This window comes from Mycobacterium sp. E3305 (assembly GCF_001666785.1).
GTDB lineage: Bacteria > Actinomycetota > Actinomycetes > Mycobacteriales > Mycobacteriaceae > Mycobacterium.
The window spans coordinates 13,565-34,534 of record NZ_LZJA01000132.1 but is presented as its reverse complement, the minus strand read 5'-3'; the positions used below and the strand labels follow the sequence as shown (position 1 = coordinate 34,534).

23 protein-coding genes are annotated in these 20,970 nt (G+C 65.0%); 7 read left to right on the top strand and 16 right to left on the bottom strand.

The window, feature by feature from the left end; all coding sequences use genetic code 11:
- Positions 1–7: 7 nt before the first annotated feature.
- The 4 genes from A5701_RS12380 to A5701_RS12365 form a co-directional block, all read right to left on the bottom strand.
- A complete protein-coding gene (locus A5701_RS12380) occupies positions 8–634 on the bottom strand; it encodes a fatty-acid--CoA ligase (RefSeq protein ID WP_067753345.1) in 627 nt (208 codons plus the stop codon).
- A complete protein-coding gene (locus tag A5701_RS12375; protein ID WP_067753420.1) occupies positions 631–2,034 on the bottom strand; it encodes a FadD3 family acyl-CoA ligase in 1,404 nt (467 codons plus the stop codon). The genes A5701_RS12380 and A5701_RS12375 overlap by 4 nt, the downstream gene beginning before the upstream one ends.
- A 41-nt stretch (positions 2,035–2,075) precedes the next feature.
- Positions 2,076–3,266: an amidohydrolase family protein gene (locus A5701_RS12370; RefSeq protein WP_067753342.1), complete on the bottom strand. Its 1,191-nt coding sequence runs from the start codon at positions 3,264–3,266 to the stop codon at positions 2,076–2,078.
- An 85-nt stretch (positions 3,267–3,351) separates the two neighbouring features.
- The gene (locus A5701_RS12365) at positions 3,352–3,771 is read right to left on the bottom strand and encodes a lipoprotein LpqH (RefSeq protein ID WP_369807415.1); all 420 of its coding nucleotides are present in this window, start codon (positions 3,769–3,771) and stop codon (positions 3,352–3,354) included.
- A 115-nt stretch (positions 3,772–3,886) separates the two neighbouring features.
- On the opposite strand from A5701_RS12365, the gene A5701_RS12360 reads away from it, so the two are divergent.
- Together A5701_RS12360 and A5701_RS12355 are read left to right on the top strand one after the other, a co-directional pair.
- The gene (locus tag A5701_RS12360) at positions 3,887–4,633 is read left to right on the top strand and encodes an enoyl-CoA hydratase/isomerase family protein (protein ID WP_067753334.1); all 747 of its coding nucleotides are present in this window, start codon (positions 3,887–3,889) and stop codon (positions 4,631–4,633) included.
- A 41-nt stretch (positions 4,634–4,674) separates the two neighbouring features.
- Positions 4,675–5,058, top strand: coding sequence for a hypothetical protein (locus A5701_RS12355; protein ID WP_082950159.1), 384 nt, complete (start codon positions 4,675–4,677; stop codon positions 5,056–5,058).
- On the opposite strand, the gene A5701_RS12350 is transcribed toward A5701_RS12355, so the two are convergent.
- Positions 4,974–5,684: a TetR/AcrR family transcriptional regulator gene (locus A5701_RS12350; protein WP_067753328.1), complete on the bottom strand. Its 711-nt coding sequence runs from the start codon at positions 5,682–5,684 to the stop codon at positions 4,974–4,976. The two genes, A5701_RS12355 and A5701_RS12350, sit on opposite strands and share 85 nt — an antisense overlap.
- 205 nt (positions 5,685–5,889) lie before the next feature.
- Here A5701_RS12350 and A5701_RS12345 point away from each other — a divergent pair, with 205 nt between their 5' ends.
- Positions 5,890–7,182, top strand: a complete 1,293-nt coding sequence (locus A5701_RS12345) for a cytochrome P450 (RefSeq protein WP_067753324.1) — start codon at positions 5,890–5,892, stop codon at positions 7,180–7,182.
- Position 7,183: 1 nt separating this feature from the next.
- On the opposite strand, the gene A5701_RS12340 is transcribed toward A5701_RS12345, so the two are convergent.
- The 4 genes from A5701_RS12340 to A5701_RS12325 are packed head-to-tail and all read right to left on the bottom strand — an operon-like array spanning position 7,184 to position 9,658.
- Positions 7,184–7,468 (bottom strand): cytochrome C oxidase subunit IV family protein, encoded by a 285-nt coding sequence (locus A5701_RS12340; protein ID WP_067753417.1) that lies wholly within the window; start codon positions 7,466–7,468, stop codon positions 7,184–7,186.
- Positions 7,468–8,064, bottom strand: coding sequence for a cytochrome c oxidase subunit 3 family protein (locus A5701_RS12335; RefSeq protein ID WP_067753321.1), 597 nt, complete (start codon positions 8,062–8,064; stop codon positions 7,468–7,470). The genes A5701_RS12340 and A5701_RS12335 overlap by 1 nt, the downstream gene beginning before the upstream one ends.
- On the bottom strand, positions 8,064–8,876 hold the full coding sequence (locus A5701_RS12330) for a hypothetical protein (RefSeq protein ID WP_067753318.1): 813 nt from the start codon (positions 8,874–8,876) through the stop codon (positions 8,064–8,066). The genes A5701_RS12335 and A5701_RS12330 overlap by 1 nt, the downstream gene beginning before the upstream one ends.
- Positions 8,873–9,658 (bottom strand): hypothetical protein, encoded by a 786-nt coding sequence (locus A5701_RS12325; protein WP_067753414.1) that lies wholly within the window; start codon positions 9,656–9,658, stop codon positions 8,873–8,875. The genes A5701_RS12330 and A5701_RS12325 overlap by 4 nt, the downstream gene beginning before the upstream one ends.
- Before the next feature lie 94 nt (positions 9,659–9,752).
- On the opposite strand from A5701_RS12325, the gene A5701_RS12320 reads away from it, so the two are divergent.
- Entirely contained in the window at positions 9,753–10,355 is a 603-nt protein-coding gene (locus A5701_RS12320; RefSeq protein WP_067753315.1) for a TetR/AcrR family transcriptional regulator, read from the top strand.
- A 5-nt stretch (positions 10,356–10,360) separates the two neighbouring features.
- Here A5701_RS12320 and A5701_RS12315 read toward each other — a convergent pair whose 3' ends face one another.
- Positions 10,361–10,744 carry a hypothetical protein gene (locus tag A5701_RS12315; protein ID WP_197504973.1) on the bottom strand — a complete coding sequence of 128 codons (384 nt, stop codon included), beginning with the start codon at positions 10,742–10,744 and terminating at the stop codon, positions 10,361–10,363.
- A gap of 215 nt (positions 10,745–10,959) precedes the next feature.
- Here A5701_RS12315 and A5701_RS12310 point away from each other — a divergent pair, with 215 nt between their 5' ends.
- From A5701_RS12310 to A5701_RS12300, 3 genes are all read left to right on the top strand, one after another.
- Positions 10,960–11,763 carry a hypothetical protein gene (locus tag A5701_RS12310; protein WP_082969734.1) on the top strand — a complete coding sequence of 268 codons (804 nt, stop codon included), beginning with the start codon at positions 10,960–10,962 and terminating at the stop codon, positions 11,761–11,763.
- The gene (locus A5701_RS12305; RefSeq protein WP_067753311.1) at positions 11,760–12,401 is read left to right on the top strand and encodes a hypothetical protein; all 642 of its coding nucleotides are present in this window, start codon (positions 11,760–11,762) and stop codon (positions 12,399–12,401) included. The genes A5701_RS12310 and A5701_RS12305 overlap by 4 nt, the downstream gene beginning before the upstream one ends.
- Positions 12,402–12,532: 131 nt before the next feature.
- Positions 12,533–13,054 carry a hypothetical protein gene (locus A5701_RS12300; protein WP_067753308.1) on the top strand — a complete coding sequence of 174 codons (522 nt, stop codon included), beginning with the start codon at positions 12,533–12,535 and terminating at the stop codon, positions 13,052–13,054.
- Positions 13,055–13,109: 55 nt separating this feature from the next.
- Here A5701_RS12300 and A5701_RS12295 read toward each other — a convergent pair whose 3' ends face one another.
- From A5701_RS12295 to A5701_RS12270, 6 genes are read right to left on the bottom strand one after another with little or no spacing between them, the layout of a single operon-like run.
- The gene (locus A5701_RS12295; RefSeq protein ID WP_067753305.1) at positions 13,110–14,867 is read right to left on the bottom strand and encodes an MCE family protein; all 1,758 of its coding nucleotides are present in this window, start codon (positions 14,865–14,867) and stop codon (positions 13,110–13,112) included.
- Positions 14,868–16,160, bottom strand: a complete 1,293-nt coding sequence (locus A5701_RS12290; protein ID WP_067753303.1) for an MCE family protein — start codon at positions 16,158–16,160, stop codon at positions 14,868–14,870.
- Complete coding sequence (locus A5701_RS12285; RefSeq protein WP_067753300.1) at positions 16,157–17,572, bottom strand: MCE family protein; 1,416 nt, start codon at positions 17,570–17,572, stop codon at positions 16,157–16,159. The genes A5701_RS12290 and A5701_RS12285 overlap by 4 nt, the downstream gene beginning before the upstream one ends.
- On the bottom strand, positions 17,569–18,687 hold the full coding sequence (locus A5701_RS12280; protein ID WP_067753405.1) for an MCE family protein: 1,119 nt from the start codon (positions 18,685–18,687) through the stop codon (positions 17,569–17,571). The genes A5701_RS12285 and A5701_RS12280 overlap by 4 nt, the downstream gene beginning before the upstream one ends.
- Positions 18,687–19,709, bottom strand: coding sequence for an MCE family protein (locus A5701_RS12275; protein WP_067753297.1), 1,023 nt, complete (start codon positions 19,707–19,709; stop codon positions 18,687–18,689). Before A5701_RS12275 ends, A5701_RS12280 begins: the two co-directional genes overlap by 1 nt.
- Complete coding sequence (locus A5701_RS12270) at positions 19,706–20,968, bottom strand: MCE family protein (protein WP_067753290.1); 1,263 nt, start codon at positions 20,966–20,968, stop codon at positions 19,706–19,708. The genes A5701_RS12275 and A5701_RS12270 overlap by 4 nt, the downstream gene beginning before the upstream one ends.
- Between the last annotated feature and the right edge of the window lie 2 nt (positions 20,969–20,970).

Sequence of the window (20,970 nt, the reverse complement as noted above, 5' to 3'; positions counted from 1 at the left end):
GGACCGCTCAGTCCGCCTCGATGCGCATCATGTTGGAGAATCGCCCGACGAAAACCGGCGGGTAGGGGCCCACCCCGGCGCCGCTCATCCACTCGGCCGCCGCGTCGGGGTGCTCGATCCACCGCCGCGCGCTCTCCTCGTCGGGCAACTCCGACATGATCAGCACCTCGTGCTCGTCGTCGAAGGCCTGGAAGATCCAGGTCTTGCGGATGCCGGCCGCGACGAATCTGTCCCTGGCCGAGGCGACTTCGGCGGTGAGCGCCGACACGTCGTGGACGGAGGCGATGGCGGCGACCACGACGCCGGGCGCCTCCGGAGTCGCCGGGGCCTCCGGGACGAACCTGTCCACGATCTCGCCGGCGAAGACCGCGGGAATGTCGTCGACGCCGGCCGCGTCGAACCACTCGAAGAACACGCGCGAGCGCAGCAACTCGACGATCGGCTCGCGACTGTGGACTCCGATCATCACCAGCACCCGGCCGTAGTCATGCGTCGAGGTGTAGACCAGGACGTGGTGGGCGCCGATATCGGCAAGGGCCGCCTTCCTGCGCTCGAGCAGCGGCCATACCCGGCTGGGGTCGGGAACACGATAGTCCGACGCGATGACCATCGAATGAATGTCGCCGTCGCTCAACGAAGTTGATCCTTCATAACTTTCCCGGTCGCATTGAGCGGCAGCTCGTCGAGAAACGCGATGGATCTCGGCGCTTTGAAACCAGCCATCCGCTCCCGGCACCATATCAACAGGTCATCCTCGGAAACCTGGGTTTTCGCCACCACGAAGGCCTTGCCGACCTGGCCCAGGCGATCGTCGGGAACCCCGATCACGGCGGCCTGCGCCACCGCCGGGTGCTCCAGCAGGTAGCCCTCGATCTCCGCCGGGTAGGCGTTGAACCCGCCCACGATGAACATGTCCTTCTTGCGCCCGTCGATCCGCAGCCGGCCCGCCGCATCGAGGCGGCCCAAATCGCCGGTGTGCAACCACCCGTCCGGATCGATCGCCTCGGCGGTGCCCGCCGGGTCGTCGAGGTATCCCTGCATGACGCCGTAGCCGCGGACCAGCACCTCGCCATCGCCGGCGATGCGCACCTCGACCCCGTCGCAGGGCACACCCGCGGTGGTGGCGACGTCCTCGAACGAATCCCCGGGCAGGGACAGCGTGACGTTGCCCGCCTCGGTGAGGCCGTATCCGGTCATCAGCGTCTGGAACGGCAATTCGTCATGGATGCGACGGACCAGCTCGACGGGGATGTCGGCGGCGCCGGTCACGCCGGCGCGCAGGGTCGACAGCTTGGACTTGTCGGCGACGGTCAGCAGCGAGTGGTAGAGCGTCGGCGGCCCGGGAAGCATCGTGATCCGTTCGCGGGCAATCAATTCCACCACGGCGTCGACGTCGAACACCGGCACCGGCAGCATCGTCGCGCCCCGCAGGAATGACGTGATCAGCCCGGCCTTGAGGCCAAAGGTGTGGAAGTAGGGGTTGATCTGCAAGTAACGATCACCCTGGCGCAGATCCGCGAGCGTCGCCCATTCCTCGTACATCCGCAGCGTCTGCCGATGGTTCATCATGGCGCCCTTCGGGCGGCCGGTCGTGCCCGAGGTGAAGATGATGTCGGCGATGTCGCTGCCGTTCACCGCCCGCTCGAACGGTGCACCGCTGGCGAGGAAGTCGGACTTCAGGTCGATGACGGGCGTCCCCGCGGGCGCGGTGTAGTCCTGGCCCAGAAAGCCCTTCTGGACCAGGACGGCCTTGACCTTGCTGCGGGCGATGATGTCGCCCGCTTCGTCCGGCTTGAACCGAGTGTTGACCGGCACCAGCACACCGCCCGCGGTGAGCAGCCCGAAGGCCGCGATGATCCATTCCGCGGAATTCGGCGCCCAGACCGCGACGCGATCGCCCTTGTCGACGCCCAGCTCGGCGAAAGCGCCTGCTGCGCAACGGATTCTGTCGACGATCTCGGTGAAGGTGAAGCGCAGCGGACCGTCGACGACCGCTTCCGCGTCGCCGAAGCGGTCCGCCGCGCTCGAGACCATCGCGGGGATGGTCTCCCAATGCTGGCCGGCCGGCGCGCCAGTCACACCGTGACGAGCCGACCGAGGTTGCCACCCATGATCTTCGCCTGGTCGTCGACGGACAGGTGCGACAGCGCGTTGACGTAGAACGTCGGCTCCGCAAGCCCCTCCGGGTGCGGCCAGTCCGAGCCGTACAGCACCTGATCCACCCCGACGAGGCTGATCAGGTCGTCGATGCCGTCCTCGAAGAACGGGCTGACGTGGATCCGGTTCTTGACCATCTCGACGGGGTCGCTCGGGAACGCCTCCGGCGCCTTGCGGAAGACCTCGGCGAGGCCGTCGAGCAGCGGGGTCATCCACTTCGAACCCGCCTCGACGATCGCGACCTTCAGCTTGGGGTGGCGATAGAGCGCGCCGTGGATCACCCACGAGCCCACCGCATCCTGGATCGGCCGCCACTCGTTGAGGATGCCCATCGCGTTGGTCTGGAACGGCAACATTTCCTGTTCGGCCCCGTCCCACTCGGAGGTGTAGCGGGAGTAGCCGCTGTCGCTGGAATGCATGCCGACCAGGACGTCGTGCTCGACGACGCGCTCCCAGAACGGGTCGAACTCCGGCAGGGCGAACGACCGGGGGCCGCGGAAGCCGGGGACCGGAGCCGGGCGCACCAGAATGCAGCGGGCACCGCGCTTGACCGCCCATTCCAGCTCCTCGATCGCCTTCTCGACGATCGGCAGGGTGATGACCGGCGTGGTGAAGATGCGGTTCTGGTAGTTGAACCCCCAGACGTCGTCGAGCCACTCGTTCAGCGCGTGGACCAGGACGTGGATGGCGACCGGGTCGTCGCGCAGCCGCTCCTCGAGCAGGCTGGCCAGCGTCGGGAACATCAGGGTGCGGTCCAGACCCAGCTCGTTCATCTTCTCCAGCCGCGGGCCGGGTTCGAAGAACGCCGGAATCGCGCGCATCGGCTCGCCGAACAGTTCGCGCTTGGTTTTGCCCTCCGGGTTGCCGTACTTGAAGTACTCCTCCCAGGCGCCCGGCCGGGCGACGACTTCGAAGGTCGGGTTGGGGATGTAGTTGCTGATGTGGCCGCGGATCGCGATCTTCGTCCGCCCGTTGACCTGCACGTACTGGACGTAGTCCTGGTACGCCTTGGGCAGGTATTTGGTCAGCGCCTCCGGCGGCTCGTAGAGGTGGTTGTCCGCGTCAAAGATCGGGAACGGGACGTCTTCACGATGCGACAACTGGCCCATGGAATCCTCCTTCTTGATTTACGAGAATACTATTCTCTACGGGCATCGAATCGCAACGCCGCCCGCCGATTGCGGTTCCGAGCGGTCAGCAGGTGACGACGATTTTGAACGTCGCGGTGGCCGGCTCGCCGGGTTTGTCGGTCTTGTAGCCGTTGGCGGTGCCGCTGACGGTGAACTTGTCACCGGTAACGCTCAGGTCGGCGTTGCCGCCGTCGCCCCGGGAGTACATCCCGCTGAACCCGCCCAGGTTCTGGATGCGGACGGACTCGGCGGACGCGGGTTGCGCGTTTTCGTCGATGACGATCTTGGCGCCGGCGAAGTTGCCGCCGATGTCGATCGTCCGGGTCCACTGCAACTGGCCGCACTTCACGATGTGGAAGGTTCGGTCGTTACCGTCGACCGTCACCGAGGCGGTGCTGGAGATCTGGGTCGACGGTCGCGACGCGCAACCCGCAAGTGCGGCGACGGCCAGTGCCGCCGCGACCGTGGCCACGCTTCGATCCAGCACCCGAGCACCCCTGTCTTCGTTGACGATAGCCCTTCGGCCTGCGACGACGATGTTATTCTCGCACCGAGAGAATGCCAATATCGTGCATTTTCATCCGAGGAGCGAATGACGCATGGTGGACCTGGAGATCGACGACGGGTTGGCGGTGCTGACCATCGATCGCCCGCAAGCGCGCAATGCCATCGCGCTGGACACCATGCAGCAGCTGGAGAAGGCGCTCGACGCGGCGGCGGGCGCCAAAGCCCTGGTGATCAAGGGCGCGGGTGATCGGGCCTTCGTATCCGGCGGCGACCTCAAGGAGTTGCGCGCACTGCGGACGGAAGAGGATGCCGCGGCGATGGCCAAGCGGATGCGAGCGATATGCGACCAATTGGCCAGCTTCCCGGCGCCGGTGATCGCCGCGCTGAATGGCCACGCCTTCGGCGGCGGCGCCGAAGTCGCGGTCGCGGCCGACATCCGGCTGGCGGCCGACGACGTCAAGATCGCCTTCAACCAGGTGGAGCTGGAGATCATGCCGGCCTGGGGCGGCGCCGAGCGGCTGGCCGCGCTCGTCGGCAAGAGCAGGGCGCTGTTGCTGGCCGGCACCGGAACCGCCCTCACGGCGGCCGAGGCGCAACGAGTCGGCCTGGTCGATCGGGTGCTGCCGCGCGCGGAGTTCGACGCGGGATGGCAATCCGTCGCCAGGTCGTTGGCCCGGCACCCGGCGACCGAGATAAAGCGCGTAATCAGCGGGGTTTCGGCCGACGAAGCGATAGCATCCTTTGCGCGGCTGTGGGTCGCCGACGCACACTGGCGGGCCGCGGAGCGAGTCATGAACCGCACCACGAGTGCGGGACGGGCGGCTGGAGGAGCGAGATGACGGACAGACGATTGGGCGTGGGCGCAGCGACCCTGTCGGCGTTGCTGGTTGGTGCGACCGGTTCGGTCGTGAGCGCCGCGCACGCCGTCGCCGACCCGGCGATGCACCACGTCAAGTACACCGTCACCGCGCAGAATCCGATCTACACCGACATCTACTACCTGGACCACCAGCCGGAGAAGTTCTCCGACTACAGCCACAACCCCTACTCCTTCACGCCGCACGTCGATGTCGATCTCGGCCCGGGCAAACCGTGGAGCTTCGACCTGGACATGTCCAACCCCGATGACTACGCGATGGTCGTGGCGAGCACGGGCACCGAGCCCGGCACGCCGGGGCTTCACTGTGATCTGGCGGTGGACGGAGCCGTCGTCGTGTCCAAGGACGGCCCCAAAGGCGTGCTCTGCTCGCTGCGCAACTGGTGAACTACCCAGGTCGGCGGGACATCCTCGATCGGTCGCGGCTCGCCCTCTAGGCGACGCAGGTATTGCTCGACCAACTCCACGGTCTCGGCGTGACCGCCGGACATGCCGATCGCCTGCTCGAGCACCAGCATGCGCGACAAACTGGTCATCAACACCGTCCAGACCACCGCCGGCACGTCCTCGTTGCCCGCGCCGTAACGCTGCAACGCGGCGGCCACCGCTTTGCGCTGCTCCTCGCGGAAACGTTCGGCGTAGTAGGCGATTTCGGCCCGCATGTCCTTGCGATGATTGGCCAACGCCATGAATTCCATCGAAATCCGGGTGAAGCCCGGATCGGTGCCGAACCGCCAGAGCGCCCACAAGGGTTGCGGCGATTGCAGCAGCTGGGCCTGCGCCTGCAGTCCTTCGTCGGCGCGGCGGCGGAAGACCTCCAGAAACAGCTCCTCCATGGTGCGGAAGTAGTAGTGCACCAACTGCGGTTTCAGCCCCGCCTTGTTCGCGAGGCGGCGTGACGTCACGGCGGCATAGCCCTCTTCGAGCATCAGCTGCTCGGCCGCGTCGAGCAGCAGGCCGCGATTCTTCGCGTCCGGCGCCCCGATCCGGCGGGCCGCAGAAGCAGATGTCATGCCGTCACTCCATGCTCTCGAGATTCCGGTGTCGACCTAGTCAAATCGTAGCCAGGTCATCGCTCTGCCCCGGCGTTGCGATCTTGACCCTGACATTACCGCCATGCTAAGCAGGTGCTCAGCACATTTCGGTTTCGAGATCGCGCGGCCCCATGCCCCTGCCGCCGAACACAGCCGGTAATCCAAGCCAGGGAGACGCAATCCGATGAGCGATTACGAGTCGATCGACTTCTTCACCGACCCGTCTCTGGTGCCCGATCCGCACCCCTACTTCGATTACCTGCGCAGCCAGAACCCGGTGTTGCGGCTGCCGCACTATGGCGTCGTCGCGGTTACGGGCTACGACGAAGCCTGCGAGATCTACAAGGATCCCGACACGTTCTCCAACATCGTCGCGCTGGGCGGCCCGTTCCCGCCGCTGCCGTTCACGCCCGAAGGCGACGACATCAGCGCCCAGATCGATGCGCACCGCAGCTCCTTCCCCATGTTCGAGCACATGGTCACCATGGATCCGCCGGACCACACCAAGGCCCGGTCCGTGCTGGCCAAGCTGCTGACCCCCAGCCGGCTGAAGCACAACGAGGAGTTCATGTGGCGCCTGGCCGACCGGCAGCTCGACGAGTTCCTGCAGAACGGCGAGTGCGAGTTCATCGCCGAATACTCAAAGCCGTTCGCCACCTTGGTGATCGCCGACCTGCTCGGCGTGCCCGAGGAAGACCACAAGGAGTTCCGCTCAGTCCTCGGTGCCGATAGGCCCGGTCGAGTGGGCGCCCTCGACCACGAGTCGGTCGGCATCAACCCGCTGGAGTGGCTCGACGACAAGTTCTGCAACTACATCGAGGACCGGCGGCGCGAGCCGCGTAACGACGTGTTGACCTCGCTCGCCTCGGCGAAGTATCCGGACGGGTCGACGCCCCCGGTGATCGAGGTGGTCCGCTCGGCGACGTTCCTGTTCGCCGCGGGCCAGGAGACGACGGCCAAGCTGCTCAGCGCGGCACTTCAGGTGCTCGGTGACCGACCGGACATCCAGCAGGAGCTGCGCGAGGACCGCAGCCTGATCCCGGGGTTCATCGAGGAATCGTTACGGATGGACAGCCCCGTCAAGAGCGACTCGCGGCTGGCCCGCAAGGCCACCACCGTCGGGGGTGTCGACATCCCCGCCGGCACGGTGGTGATGATCCTGCCGGGCGCCGCGAACCGCGACCCGCGTCGGTTCTCCAACCCGCACGAATTCGACCTGCGCCGCAAGAACGTTCGCGAGCACATGGCGTTCGCCCGGGGTGTCCACTCCTGTCCGGGCGGTCCGCTCGCCCGAGTCGAGGGCCGCGTTTCGATCGAACGCATCCTGGACCGGATGCCGCACATCGAGATCGACGAAGCCCATCACGGCCCGGCCGCCGAGCGTCGCTACACCTACGAGCCGACGTACATCCTGCGCGGCCTGAGCGAACTCCACCTCACGTTCACCACCGCGGACGCGGTCGCGGTCGCGGGCTGAATCAGAGGTACAAGCCGACGAAGTAACAGCTGAGCAGGGCGACGCCCATCAGCAGCACCCACGCGTCCGTAAGCCGGCACAGCAGCACGGGAGCGTTGCGCACCTCCATGAACTCTCGAAAAATGATGCGCACCTTGACAAGTGCGATCACGATGACGCTCGACGTGACCACCGCGCTGGATCTCAGCGATCCGCCCGCGGAATGGTCTAGCCACAGGTAGCCGAGGGTCAGGGCCGCCAGGATCGTCCACACCACCAGCAGCCGTTTGTTGAATTTGATTCCGATCACCTCACCACATACAGCAACGCGAAGATGAGTACCCACAGGAAATCGACGGTGTGCCAGTAGGTCGCGCAGGTTTCGACGAGCTGCTGAGATTCCCGCGTTTCGTGGGCTTTTCGCGCCTTCCCGCGAAGTTGGTAGACGATGACGCCGAGGGCGACGAAACCGATCAGCAGGTGTACGAAGTGGATGCCGGTGAGGAAGAAATAATAGGTGAAAAAATCGTTGCTGCCCAAACCGTTACCCGTGCCGACCAGTCGGGCCCACTCGAAGACCTTGCCGAGCAGGAAGACCACCGCGAACCCCGCCGTGATGAACGCGTCCCGCAGTGCCGCCGGGTAGGCGCCGGCGCGGGCGGACTGGACACACCGCGCCACCGACCACGAGCTCAGGAGCAGGACAAGGGTGTTGAATACCCCGATGCGCAGGTCGAGGTGCGCCTGCGACTGCAGAAACAGCTCGGGATCGCGAGCCCGGGAGAACAGATAGAAGCCGAAATACGCTGTGAAGACCAGTGTCTCGAACAGCACGAAGGCCCACATGTCGGGTTGACCGGGCACGAATCTGGATCGTTGGTTCTCGTCGGCCACCTCGGTCATCAGGCAGCTGCCTCTTTTGCCGGCAGCTTGGGCAGTGGTCCGGTACCGAAGTCTTCGCGGCGGATCATTTGAAATAGCATCACGATGAAAGTGACTTGGTAGACGCCGAATACGACCATGTCCAGCCACCAGGCAATCTCGCCGTCCCACGCGAACACGCCGCGCCGGAAGATCCAGCACGGTGCCACCACCACCTCGGTCAGCGCGTTGCACAGGTTCAAATACCCGAACCACTTGGGGAACACCCGATTCTTGTCGAGCAGGATGGCGACCATCCAGATCAGCGAGCCGATCAGGAACACCCCCATGGTGCCGTCGAAGGACAAGAAGGCGAAGTCGTACAGCCAGCCGATCGCCTCGGGGTCGCGCTCGGGTCGCAGGGTGCCGACGATCAGCGCGATGTTGAGCAGCAGCATGCCGGGAACAGCGCTGAGCGAATAGATGAGCAGATATGAATACGCGAAGGCGCGGCTGACCGACATGCGCCGCATCGAGTACGCGATGATCGCATTGTTGAACGCGATCATGCCGCTGATCGCGAAGATGATGCCGAAGCCGACCGGTATCCCAAGATGGCGCTCGGAGAACCAGTGCGCCTGCGTGGCGAGATCCCAGGTGGGCTCCGGCGGGGGCTGGACCTGCGCCACGATGAAGAACATCGGGAAAAAGATGGTGTAGAACACCATCAGGGCCCCCCACGCCAACCACAGTTCTCGCTTGGGGTTATGCCTGATGTGCCAGCGGATTCGCTCGGGCAGCGAGCCCGCGGGGGGTGGGGCCGGGGAAGTCGGCGGTGTGATCACCGCGCTCATGCGCCAACCAATTCGCCTGCGGGCCCGTGGTTCTCGGCGCGCTCGCGATATAGGGCACGCGCCAGGACAACGCCCATCACGACGATCCAGACGGCGATCGCAGCGTTTTTCACCCAGAACGACAGGAAGCCGTCCCACGCCAGCGGCCCGGTCAACGAGACGCCGACGAACGCGGCGGGGACCAATGCGGCTGCCACCAGAAGGTTGAAGTAAGCCACCCAGCGACCGAAGACCGGGCGCGGCTGATCATCGAAATAGATTGCCAGGGCGAGGATCACGCTCTGGCCGATCAGGAAAGGAACCAGGATCGTGAAGGTGATCCAGCCGAAGTCGTTGAGCAGCTGGGTCAGCCCGGGGCTGCGTTCCGGACGAAAGGCGGCCAGTAACCAGCAGACGTTGGCGACGAGGAAGAGGGTCGGGCCGCCGGCCGCACAACCCAGCATCGCGTAGGAGAAGATCGGCGTCCGGTGCGCCATCCGGCGGATCTGCAGCACGATCAGGGCCAGGATCGGGATCAGGCATACGCCGAACCAGTTGAACACGATCATGCTGTACCGGATCTCCGGCAGGTGGGCCGGATCGCGATAGAACGCGGCGACCTGTTCCGCGGACATCGACGGTGACATCGGCGGGTTGAAACCCGGGAAGAGAAGGAACGAGGTGATCCACAGGATCAGGGCCGCGGGCAGAGTCCACAGCAGGATCAGCTCACCGTCGGTCCGCCGCTGCGCGGCCCGCGTCCTCCCCCGGCCCGGTGCATCGCCCCCGTCGGCGTCGGACATCTGCACCCCTCCCGAAATCGGCTACACACACGGCTCGTCAGCGAAGCTAGCCGATCGGCTAGCTTCGGTCAAGGGCATCGTCTAGTCTCGGTGCGTGGGAACAGCGCGGCAACACCTCACCGGCGAGCAATTCTGGCTGATCGAGCACAGCCCGGCCCGGACGCGGGTACTCGATGCCGCGCTGGATCTGTTCGCTATGCACGGTGTCAGCGGCACGTCGCTGCAGATGATCGCCGACGCCGTCGGCATCACGAAAGCTGCTGTCTACCATCAGTTCCGGACCAAAGAGCAGATCGTCATCGCCGTGACCGAGCGCGAGCTCGGCCGGCTCGAGCCGGCACTCGAGGAGGCCGAAGCGTACGACGACGGCCCGCAAGCGCGAGATGCCTTGCTGGTCCGCGTGATTGAGATGGCCGTCCGTGACCGCCGGCTGGTGCGCACGCTGCAATTCGATCCCGTCGTAGTCCGATTGCTGGCCGAACACAAGCCGTTTCAGCTCTTCATGGACCGCCTGTACCGGGTGCTGCTCAGCGATGCCGGTCTGGACGGACGGATCGAAGCGGCCATGTTCTCCGGCGCGCTCAGCACCGCCGTCATGCATCCGCTGGTCGCCGACATCGACGACGACACATTGCTCGACCGGGTCACCGATTTGAGCCGACGCCTGCTGGGTCTGCCACGGGAAGGCCGCGGCTGACGCGGCTACGTGTCAGCGCGGACCCAACTGGCTATGCCGTCGTGAGCAATACAAATCAGGAACAGACCGTCAGGTGCCTGCGCGACGTAGTTCAAATAGTTCGGGCAGTTTGCGTTCTCCTCCTTGACCCCCGCCATCGGAGGTGAGCGGAACCAACGCGGCTGGTACCTCCTCGGCGAGCCGCAGAACATCAAGCGTCCGGGCTCCGAGGCGAACGAGACATAACCGTCGGCGACGCCGAAGGCGTAATAGGTGGTGTTGTCACACGGCGCGCCCAAAACCTGATGCGGCATGATCCCCGGGGTGCAGGCGGGGTAGTCGCAGACCGTCGGCCCCGCGAAGGATGGCGGCGCCGCCAGCAGGCCGGCGCCGACCAACGCGGCTGCCATCGCCACGATGAATCGCACCCAATTACTTTGCCACACCCGAAAAGAAAATTCTCCTGCTTGGAGAAGATGACGCAGGGCGAACGGGGGTGGGCGCCAGGCCGTCTCGAACGCCGCTCCGCGCGCCTCCCGGGGGGAGCAGTTCCGCATGTCAGGGGCACAACCCAGCCGTCCGGTGAAGGCGTTGACCCCAGGTCGGAGTGATAAGCTTCCTCCCCGTGCACGATCCGGTGGGACCCGACACCGACGATTGTGGTGACCCGAAGGATATGACCGATCCCGACGAACCGCAGTCAAACGCAGGGGCCGAGAGCGGCGACGTAGCGGCCGCATCCGGAGAGCATCCGGAAGAAGACGAAGTTGCCAAGGCTGAAGCGCGCGCCGCGGCGGCTCGGGCGCGCCTGGAGAGCCTGCGCGGGGCAGCCGAAACCGAGGACGCGGGGGACGACGCCCACGACGTCGAGCAGCGATCCGCGACGTCCACGCGGAAACGGCTACGTTTGCCGCGACGACCCAGGCGGCCACGGTGGCTACGGCGCCCAGGGCGGAAGACTGTAGCCGCCGGCATCGGCATCGTTCTCTTCTCCACTTCTCTCGCCGCGAGCGGCTACATGCTGTGGCAGCATCACACCGCGTTGCATAATCGCCAACTCGCCGCGGAGTTCAGTGCAGCCGCCCGGCAAGGGATTACGGCCTTCATGTCGATTGACCCCGATCACGCCAAGGAGAGTGTCCAGCGCGCCATCGATGCCTCCACGGGCGACCAGAAGGACCAGCTCTCCGTGCTGTCGCCCCTGATGGTCAAGAGGGCCGAGGAGACTAAGGTCGGCGCCAAGGTCACCATCGAAGCCGTCGCCGTCCAGTCGTTTAGCGACAATTCCGGAGTCGTGCTTGTGGCGGCGAAAACAGATCCCATTGGGCCAGATACCGCCAAACCGCCGCCCGCCCTGTTTCGGCTCAGCGTCAATATGGACCGCGACGGCGGCCAGCTCAAGATGTCGAAAGTTGAATTCGTGCGATGACTGTCGAACCCGGCTCGCCGCCGGACGGGACCGGAAAGGCGATTGACGGCGCCCATACTTCGCCCGACGGCGAGGACGGACTGGCGCGCGCTGGAGTGGGACCGGCGCGCTTGCACCGGCTGGCGGAGATCGGGCGCCGGGCCCGCCGGTATGCGGCGAGGTGGCGTTCGATCGTCGCGACAACGTTGGTTATTGCCGCACTGGGAGTCGCTGGCGGCGTGTACTTCATCGTGTACCGGCCGGATCAGCAGGTCGACGATGTGGCGGCGCACCGGGCGATCCAGGCGGCGTCAGATGGCGCCGTGGCGGTGTTGTCGTATTCCTATGACCATTTGAACCGCGATTTCACCAACGCGAAGTCACATCTCACCGGTGACCTTCTGAGGTATTACAGCAAATTCAGCGACGATGTCGTCGCGCCGACGGCGCAGAAGGGACAGCTGACGGCCTCTGCCAAGGTGATTCGGGCCGCAATCTCGGAATTGCATCCCGATTCGGCCGTCGTGCTGGTTTTCGTCGACCAGACGACGAAAAGCGAGCAAAAGAAGGATCCTGAGAACACGCAGAGCAGCGTCCTGGTCACGCTGTGGAAAGTCAACGGCTCCTGGCTGATCGCGAAATTCGACCCCTCCGGATGAGCGCGGCTGATCTTGCCCTAACCGTTAACCGGCGGCCCGAAGCGGTGTAACGTCATCGCTCAAGAGCGCCGCAACCGACGGCGAAAAGGTGCCACAGGCACTCTCGGATTACCCGGTTCGAGGAGCAGCCGATGCGTCCAGCCAAAACACTCAGCACTGCAACGCTGGTGGCTCTCACCGCCTTCGGCGGTCTGAGCACTGCGCCCACGGCCAAGGCTATAACCAAGGAAGACGTGGCGATCAATGGGACTTACCGTGCCACGTCCATCGGCGACTGGGCCCAGAGAAATGACCAGTACTTCGGCGAACCGACGGTCTACCAAGTATGGACCATCAACTCGACGTGCGAAACCACCCAGGAGTGCCATGGCACGGTCACGAGCGACCAGGGTTGGAGCGCGCCCATGTATATGAACGATGGCCAGATGTGGAAGGTGAAACGCGAAGTGCCGAACTGGGAGCGGTGCGAAGACGGTACCGCGTTCCCCGGGATGCAGGCCTTCTTTTTCTACCCGGTGAATGACAATGGTGGATTCCAACTCGGGTCGCGCGTCTTCTCGGGCAAGGACAAGACCGTCGGCCCAAGCGGCGCCTGCGGGCAGAACAATTGGCTTGATATCACGATGCCGTTGCGCCTGGACCAGCTCTCCTGACCGGGCGGTCGTAGCCGCAGGCCAGCCCTGCCGACCGCTTCATGTCGGGGCGAATTCAGGTGGGAAGCATGTCCTTCCACGTCCTGGGCGCTTTCGGAGCAACGAGGTCCGACTGCTGATACAGCTTCCCATCCGGGCCGACATAACGACCGGTGCGCGGATCGTACTTTGCCACCACGACCGAGGGCGCGGGTTTGGATGCGTTGGCTCCGAACGAGCTTGGCGCAGCCTGGGGTCCTCCGCCGCCAGCTGTGTCTGCATGTGCCGGATCGGAAGGAACGGGCGGGGCCGGCGGCGGTGCCGGCGCAGCGGGCGGTGCGGGAAGCTCTCCCGGCGCAGGGACGTCGAGTGGCGCGAAGGGCGGAAGGTCCGCCGACATTCTCGACATGGGCGCCAGCGCAGGGGGTCCGGACGAAGGCATGGGCGGTACAGCAGCTCCCACCGTGCCCGGTGGGGGATTTTCACCCCGGGGCCCCGCGGGTGCGCCGCGCGGCACCGCCCCAGGCGGCAGCGGCGTTCCCTCGACTGGGCCGAAAATCCTGTCGTTGGTGGTGATCCGGTCATCGGGCGGGACGCCCTGGGCTAGTAGATTCGGATCCAGCGGATAGGGACCGAGGGCGTGCTGGCGCATCGCCAGCGGCATGAACGGCTTGTCGCTGTTACAGATTTCGACGGTCGGCGCCCGCTTACCCGGGTGACCCATGCAGGGGTAGTTGCGGGCGCCGCGAACCGCGATCGGTGAATCCTGCGGGAGTTTGCAATACAACCCGTCCGGTGTGTCCATGTCGGTGAGGTCGTCCGGGGATCGCCATGTGTTGGGCGGCATGAAGCCGACCGTGCAGATGGGTGGATCCTCGACCGTGGCTGCGAAGTCACCGTAAGCCCTACCGTCGGGGTGGTTCTCACCCGCAGCGGCCTGCTCGATCGCGACGCCCGACGGAAGCAATACGAGCAGCTGCTCGAGCGAGGGATGGTAGGTGACGCCGATCTGGCCGATGGTGGTGAGGTTGGCAAGCAACACCGGCAACGTCGGTTTGATTTGTTCGAAAAGCCGGGAGGCTTCGTTCGCAGTCTCCGGACCCGTTTGCAGGATGGTGCGGAAGTGAGAATCGTTGGTCACCAGCGTATCCGAAATGCCCGCGAAGCTGCGCGCCCACGTTCTTATCGAATCGAGGGTGCGCGCCTGGGTGTCCAGCAGCGGCCCGGTGTCTTCGGTGAGGGCCCGGGTGCGATCGACCACGCCGTTGGCGTCGCGGGACAACGTCTGTGAGGAGTCGAGCAGTGACCCCAGGTCGTAACCGGAACCGTTGAAGCCCTGGAACGACTCGTCGAGTAATTGGCCGAGTTTGGTCTTCGGGATGCTCTGGACCAACGCATTGACCTGCTCGAGCATTGGGGCGACCGGTTGCGGAATTGTCGTGTCGCGCATGGCAATAACCGAGCCGTCGTGCAGGTAGGGCGGCGAGTCGTTTCTGGGCCGAAGGTCCACGTACTGTTCACCCACCGCGGAGACACTGAGCACCTCGGCGGTCAAGTCCGCGGGGACCTTGGGTGAAGTGCTAAGCGACAGCGTCGCTTTGGCGCCGGTCGGTGTCAAACCCACGGCGGTGACCTTGCCGAGCTGAACTCCACGATAGGTCACGTTGGAGAACCGATAGAGGCCGCCGGTGGCCGGCAGCTCCAGCGTCACCGTCATCCGACCGATGCCCAGTAGCGTCGGCGCTTGGATGTAGAACAGGACCATCGCGATCACGCCAATGGTCCCGGCGATCGCGAAGATCGCCAGCTGGATCCGAACGAAGCGCGTCAGCATCTATCCACCGGCTCCCGTTCCAGGCGCCTCTGCGGGCGCCGGCGTCTGACCAGGACCCGCGTCGGGCGGCGAGGCCGCAGCCGGCGGAGGTCCGGGTAGCGGTCCATAATTGCCCGGCCCCGGTCCCGGTACCGCACCCGGCGGTGGCGGGGGCAGCGGTAAGGCATCGGGATCGATCCACGGCGGCCGTAGCGGGTTATGCAGCGGATCGAGTGTGTAATTCAGGCGATACGGGTCCCCGGGCACCGGCGGCTCGGGCATATCCAGCTGTCCCCAGTGGGTGCCCAGCAACAAGCCCCTCTTAAGCCGGGGAATCGTCAGGTCGAAGTCGAAATGCAGGTTGAAGAAGTCGCCTCGGACCGCTCGGTCGACAAAGTTCTGCGTGAACGGGAACACGAACGACCCCGCGATGGCCGCGCCGAACTCCGGTCCGACGTCGGCGAGCGCCTTGATGGTCGGCTCCAGGTTTTTGAGGTTCGTGACGAGATCGGCCTGGGCATCGTTGACCAGTCTGTTGGCGGTGTTGCTGAACACACGGAGGTGGTCCAGCGCGGCCGTCAGACGAGGCCGCTCCCTGGTCAACACCTCAAGCGCCGGCGGTATTTTACGCAGCGCATCGGTAAGAACGTCGCGTTGGTCGGCGAACGTTGCCGACAGCCGATTCAGCGCCTGGATGGAGGCGACGATGTCGTCGCGCTGGTCGTCCAAAGTCCCGACGAACGTGTCCAGGCGGGTAATCAAATCACGCACGGCGCCCTCGTGCCCGGACAGGGCGGCCGAGAAGTTGTGGATGACCTCCCCGATCTGTCCCAGTCCACCGCCGTTGACGACCGCGCCCAGCGACGACAGCGTCTGCTCGGTCGACGGGTAGGCCGATGACCGACTCAGCGGGATGGTGGCGCCCGGCTGCAGCCGTCCGCTTCCCTGCTGACCCGGCGGAGTATTGAGCTCCACATGCATCGAGCCCAGCAGGCTCGTCTGACCGACGGTGGCCACCACATTGGCTGGGACCACCACATCGCGCTTGACCGAGATCTCGACGTCCGCGTGCCAGCCTTGCACCTTCATCGCACCGACACTGCCGACGACGACGTCATCGATCATCACCGGCGAATTCGACTCCATCGTACCGACATTCGGGAGTTCGACGTGGTAGATGTTGGCCCCTGGCCCGCGTCCGACCGCGCCGGGTAGCGGTAGCGAATTCAGGCCGTGGAATGCGCATCCCGTGGCCGTCACCACCACGCAACAGCCGGTGGCGAATACCCGCTTGGCCGCAACCCGTGCGCTCATTGTTGTGGCCCTCCGTCTGGCAGCAGCATGCCCGACACGCTGGGCGCCGGCGGTGGTGGCGGTGTCGAAGGCGGGGGCGGCAGCGGCATCGCCGCGCCCGGTATCCGCTCCGGCGGCACCGCCCCCGGGGGGCCGACCGGATCGCCCGGCAGCCCGGTGTAGGCCGACACCGCGGGCGGAATCTCGGGCGGTCCGGGTTTCGGACCCTCGCCGCCGGGCGCCAGGCGCTGTTCGGTGTAGAGAACCTTGGACGGGTCAATCGACTTGTGTAGGAACGGGTTGATGGGAATGGGCGAGTTATTCCAGTTGGTCTGCCGCAGTCCGGGTCCGAGGAACAGCGAGCACAGCTTGCCGGATTCGACCGCCGTGATGTTCTCGATGGCGCCGATTTGCGTGCAGCCCGGTACGGACAGCAGAACCTGACCGCCCCATGTCGGATTCGCCGCATTCATGAGCCCGAATCCTCCGATGATGGTTCCGGTGTCGGCGTTGTAGTCGTTGAAGAAGTTGCCGAACGCGTTCGGCGCCGCGTGCAGGATGTTTTCCAGGGCCATGTGGTGATCGACCAGGTTCTGCGTGACATCGGCCAGCCTGGCGATTTGCTCGCTGGTCTGGTTGCGAGTCCCGGCGATGAATCGCTGCACCTCGCCGACCGCCGTCGACAGATCGGTCAGAGCCGCGTCCAGTTCGGATTTGCTGTCATTGACCACACTGGTGAGCGTGGCCAGGCGGTCATTGAACTGCACGAGCTGGACGTTGCTGTCGCGCAGGGCGCCGACAAAGGTCTGCAGGTTTTTGATGATGTCGACGATGTTGCCGCTGCCGTTGGCGAGGATCCGGCCCACGCCCGACAATTGACCGAGCGTCTGGCGAAGCTTGTCGCCGTTGCCGTCGAGCGCATTGGCGGCGCTGTCGATGAATCGGCCCACCGACGTGCCCGATACCCCGCTCTTGGGCCCCAAATCCGTTGCCAGCCGCATCAACTGGGTTTTAACCTCGTCCCACTCAACCGGCACCGCGGTCCGTTCGACCGGGATGACCGCCCCGTCGCGCATCACCGGCCCACTGTCGCGGTAAGCCGGCGTGAGCTGGACGTAGCGGGCAGCCACCAGATTCGGGGCGACGATAACGGCCTTCGCGTCGGCCGGGATGGGCACACCGCGGTCGACCGTGAGGACCATCTTGGCCTGGGTGCCTTGCGGCGCAATGGACTTGATGCTGCCGACTTTGACGCCCGAGACCCGTACCTCGTCATGGGGATAGATCGCGGTGGCGGTGGTGAAGTAGGCGGTGATCGTTCGTGGGCCGAAAAACGTATTCCGGACGAGCACGGCGGCGGCGGCAATTGTCAGCCCGACCAAGACAACCGCCGTGACGGCCGCCAGCCGCTTGCGCGGAATCCGGGAGGTCATTGTGATCCCCCGATCCGTCCGCCCAACGTGCAGCCAGGGCACTGCGGAATGGAGTTGTACGGCCAGGGGGTCAGCGCCCGAGGTACCGGTGACGGGAAGCCCGGACCCTTTGAAGTATCGAAGGTGCGGAATCCCCAGAGGTAGTCGAAGAACTCCTGGAAAAGTTGCGGGACAAGGAAGTTCGGGACGAACGCCTGGTAGGCGTACATACCGGCGATGGCCTCACCGACCGTGATCTGGAATTTGGCGAGGCCCGGAAGGGCTTTGCCGATGTTGTCGCGGTTCTTTTCCAAGACCGCGAGGACCCTGTTCAGCCTCTCCAGCGTTGGCGCCAAGGTGCTTTCGTTGTCGTGCACCAATGCCGTCAGCTGCTTGGCCACTGCCGAGGTGTTGGCCAGCAGGTCCACGATCTCTTGCCGGCGTGCGACCAGCACTTGGAGCAGGGAATCGGAGTTGAGGATGAGCTTGTTGACCTGCATGCTGCGTTCGGAAAGTATCCCGGTGACGTCGCCGGCGCTTTTGAATAACTCGCCCAGGTTCTTGTTGCGGCTGTTGAGGGTTCGCGATAGCCGGGTGAGCGCGTCGAAGGCCGGCCCCATTTGGGGTGCGATCTGGTCGAGCGTTGCCGCCAGCGTGTCCAACGATTGATTCAGCGCGGCGGTGTTGGTGCCGGCCGTATCCGACGTGAAGTCGCTGACCGCTTCCGTCAGCGAGTACGGAGAAGAGGTGCGCGAGACGGGAATGAGAGCCATCGGGTGCATCGTGCCGGTGCCGGCGGACTCCACCGTCAGCATGCGCTCGCCGAGCAGTGTGCCCGTGCGGATGTGGGCGGACGTTTCCGAGCCGAGCAGGACGTTGCCCTTCATCGCGAACGTCACGAGAGCGTCGCCGTGCCGCAGCTTCACGTCCGACACCGTGCCGACCTTAATCCCCGACACGATTACCGGATTGCCCTTCGCTAGGCCGCCGGCTTCGGTGAACAGCGCCTGGTACCTGACCATCGTCGCCCATTGGATGAATCGGTCGGGTGACAGGCCGACCAGGATGACCATCACCGCCAGGATGACGCCGATGAAGCCAGGCTTGACGAGCTGAGCTCCGCGATACTTGAGCATCAGGGTTCCGTGCACCTTCCTGCATCTGAACGATAGATGTTGGCGCGCACTGTCTTGCCCTGAAGATCTGTGCCGCGGATCCCGAACTGGCAGAGGTAGTACGGGATGGTGGCGCCGTTCACGCCGAGCCGGACCAGCTTGCGGTAGTTCTTCGGCGCCTTCTGAAGTGCGCCGTCGAGGCGGTCCTTGTCGTTATCGAGAATCGGCGCCAGCCGATTCAGCTGAGCTACTGTGCCAGACAGCGGCGGGCGGGCCTCGGCAAGCAGATCCGCCAACGACGCAGTTCCCTTGTCCAAGGCGTCGATGGCGGAGCCGATCGTGTCGCGGTCATTCGACAGGCCGCTGACAAGCTGCTCGAGTCGATCGATCGTGCCAGAGAACTGTTTGCCGTCTTTGGAGACCGTGCCGATCACGATGTTGAGGTTGTCGATCAGTTGCTGCACGGTTTGATCGTTGTCGGCCAGAGCGTTTGAGAACGACGTCGTCTTGGCGAACAGCGAGTCGAGGGTCCCGCCCTGCCCCTGGAAAACTTGTAACAATCCCGCGGTCAACGCGTTGACGTCGCGCGCATTCAGGCCTTGGGTGACGGGTTTGAGTCCACCGAGTAGCAGATCGAGGTCTAGCGCTGGCGCCGTCCGGTTGACCGGGATCTGCCCGCCGGCCGGCAGCCGCTTGGTCGAGCCCGGGCCATCGACGAGTTCGAGGTAGCGATCGCCCACCAGGTTCAGGTAGCGGACCGCCGCCCTGGAGCCCTCCGTCAAGACGATGTTGCGGTCGACGTCGAACTTCACCACGACTTTCTTGTCCGGCTGCAGAGAGACGCCGTTGACGGTGCCGACCCGGATCCCGGCGACCCGCACCGACTGCCCCGGCTTGAGACGCGAAACATCGGTGAACACCGCCGAATACCCATTCGTCGCACCCGTCCGGTACTGGCCGAAGATGAAGAACAGGAAGGCGGTCAGCGTCGCCATCACGACCGCGAAGATCGTGAATTTGACCAGCGTGGCGCGTGTTCTCATCCCGGTTGTCCGATCTGGGCAGAGTTGCGCGGCGGTCCGGCGATCGGTCCGTACAGCAGCTGTTTGAGCAGATCGGAATTGATCATCAGCTGCGGATTCCCATACACCACCGGGTCCGCGCCGATGTCGGCAATCAGCTGCGGGGGACTCGTATTGAACGGCAGCGACGGCAGACCCACGCAGCGCGGACCGCCCGTCGCCGCAACCTTGGGCAGGTTCGTCGGATACCGATAACGTTCGGCACCCCAGACGAGACTCGCCGAGATGTTGATACTGGGTTCCGACAGTGGCGCCGCGTGCGATAGGCGTACGAGTCCGCCAAAAGCGCAGGTAAGCGCGGGGTTGTACTCATTGGTCAGATCGGTGGTTGGCACCAACAGATGCATGACGTCCGTCAGCGGTTGGCGGTTCGTCGACAGGACGTCGTTGCCGATGTCGGCCAAGCCGATCGTGCTGATCAGCAACGCATCCAGGTTGTGCTGCTCATCGACAATCGTCTTGCTGATTCGGGTCGCGTTGGCCGCGGTCTTCACCAGGTCGGGTGCCGCGTCGGCATAGGCGTTGGCTACCGCCGGTAAGACCGAGAAGTCATGACGGAACGCGGGCAGGCTCGGCTCCAGTTTGGCCAGGAACGAATCCAGGTCGCTCAGCGACTGACCAAGCTGTGGGCCCCGCCCGCTGAACGCTTGGGCGAGGGCGCCCAGTGACTCGTTGAGCTTGGGCGGGTCGATGTGGCTGAGCACCGAAACCAGTTGCTGGAACACGGTATTGATTTCGACCATGACGTGCTGGCCTTGCAGCGTCTGGCCCCCGTGCAGACGCTGGGCCGCGGGCTGGGCGGGCTCCACCAGCTGGACGGACTTCGCGCCGAACACCGTCGACGACGCGATGTCGACGAGCACGTTGCTGGGGATGAAGCGCAATTGCGACGGGTCCATCGCCAGATGAATGGCGGCCTCGCCGTTGGGCAGCGGCTCGATCGAGGAGACCTTGCCCACCTGCACGCCGCGCATCTTGACCTTGGCGTCGGGATTCATGACAAGGCCGGCTCGTTGCGAGATCACCGTCACCGGCACGGTTTCGGTGAAGGAGCCCTGAAACAGACCGACCGCCACGGCGAAAATCAAGCCAATGATGAGAACCGTGGCCAACCCGATCAGGGGCGGCAGGTAATGCCTTCCGGCCGGCGGACGCGCATGGCCGGTGCGCACAGGTCGGCCGGCGACCGCGCCGCGACCCGCTGGCACACTCTGCGTCATTG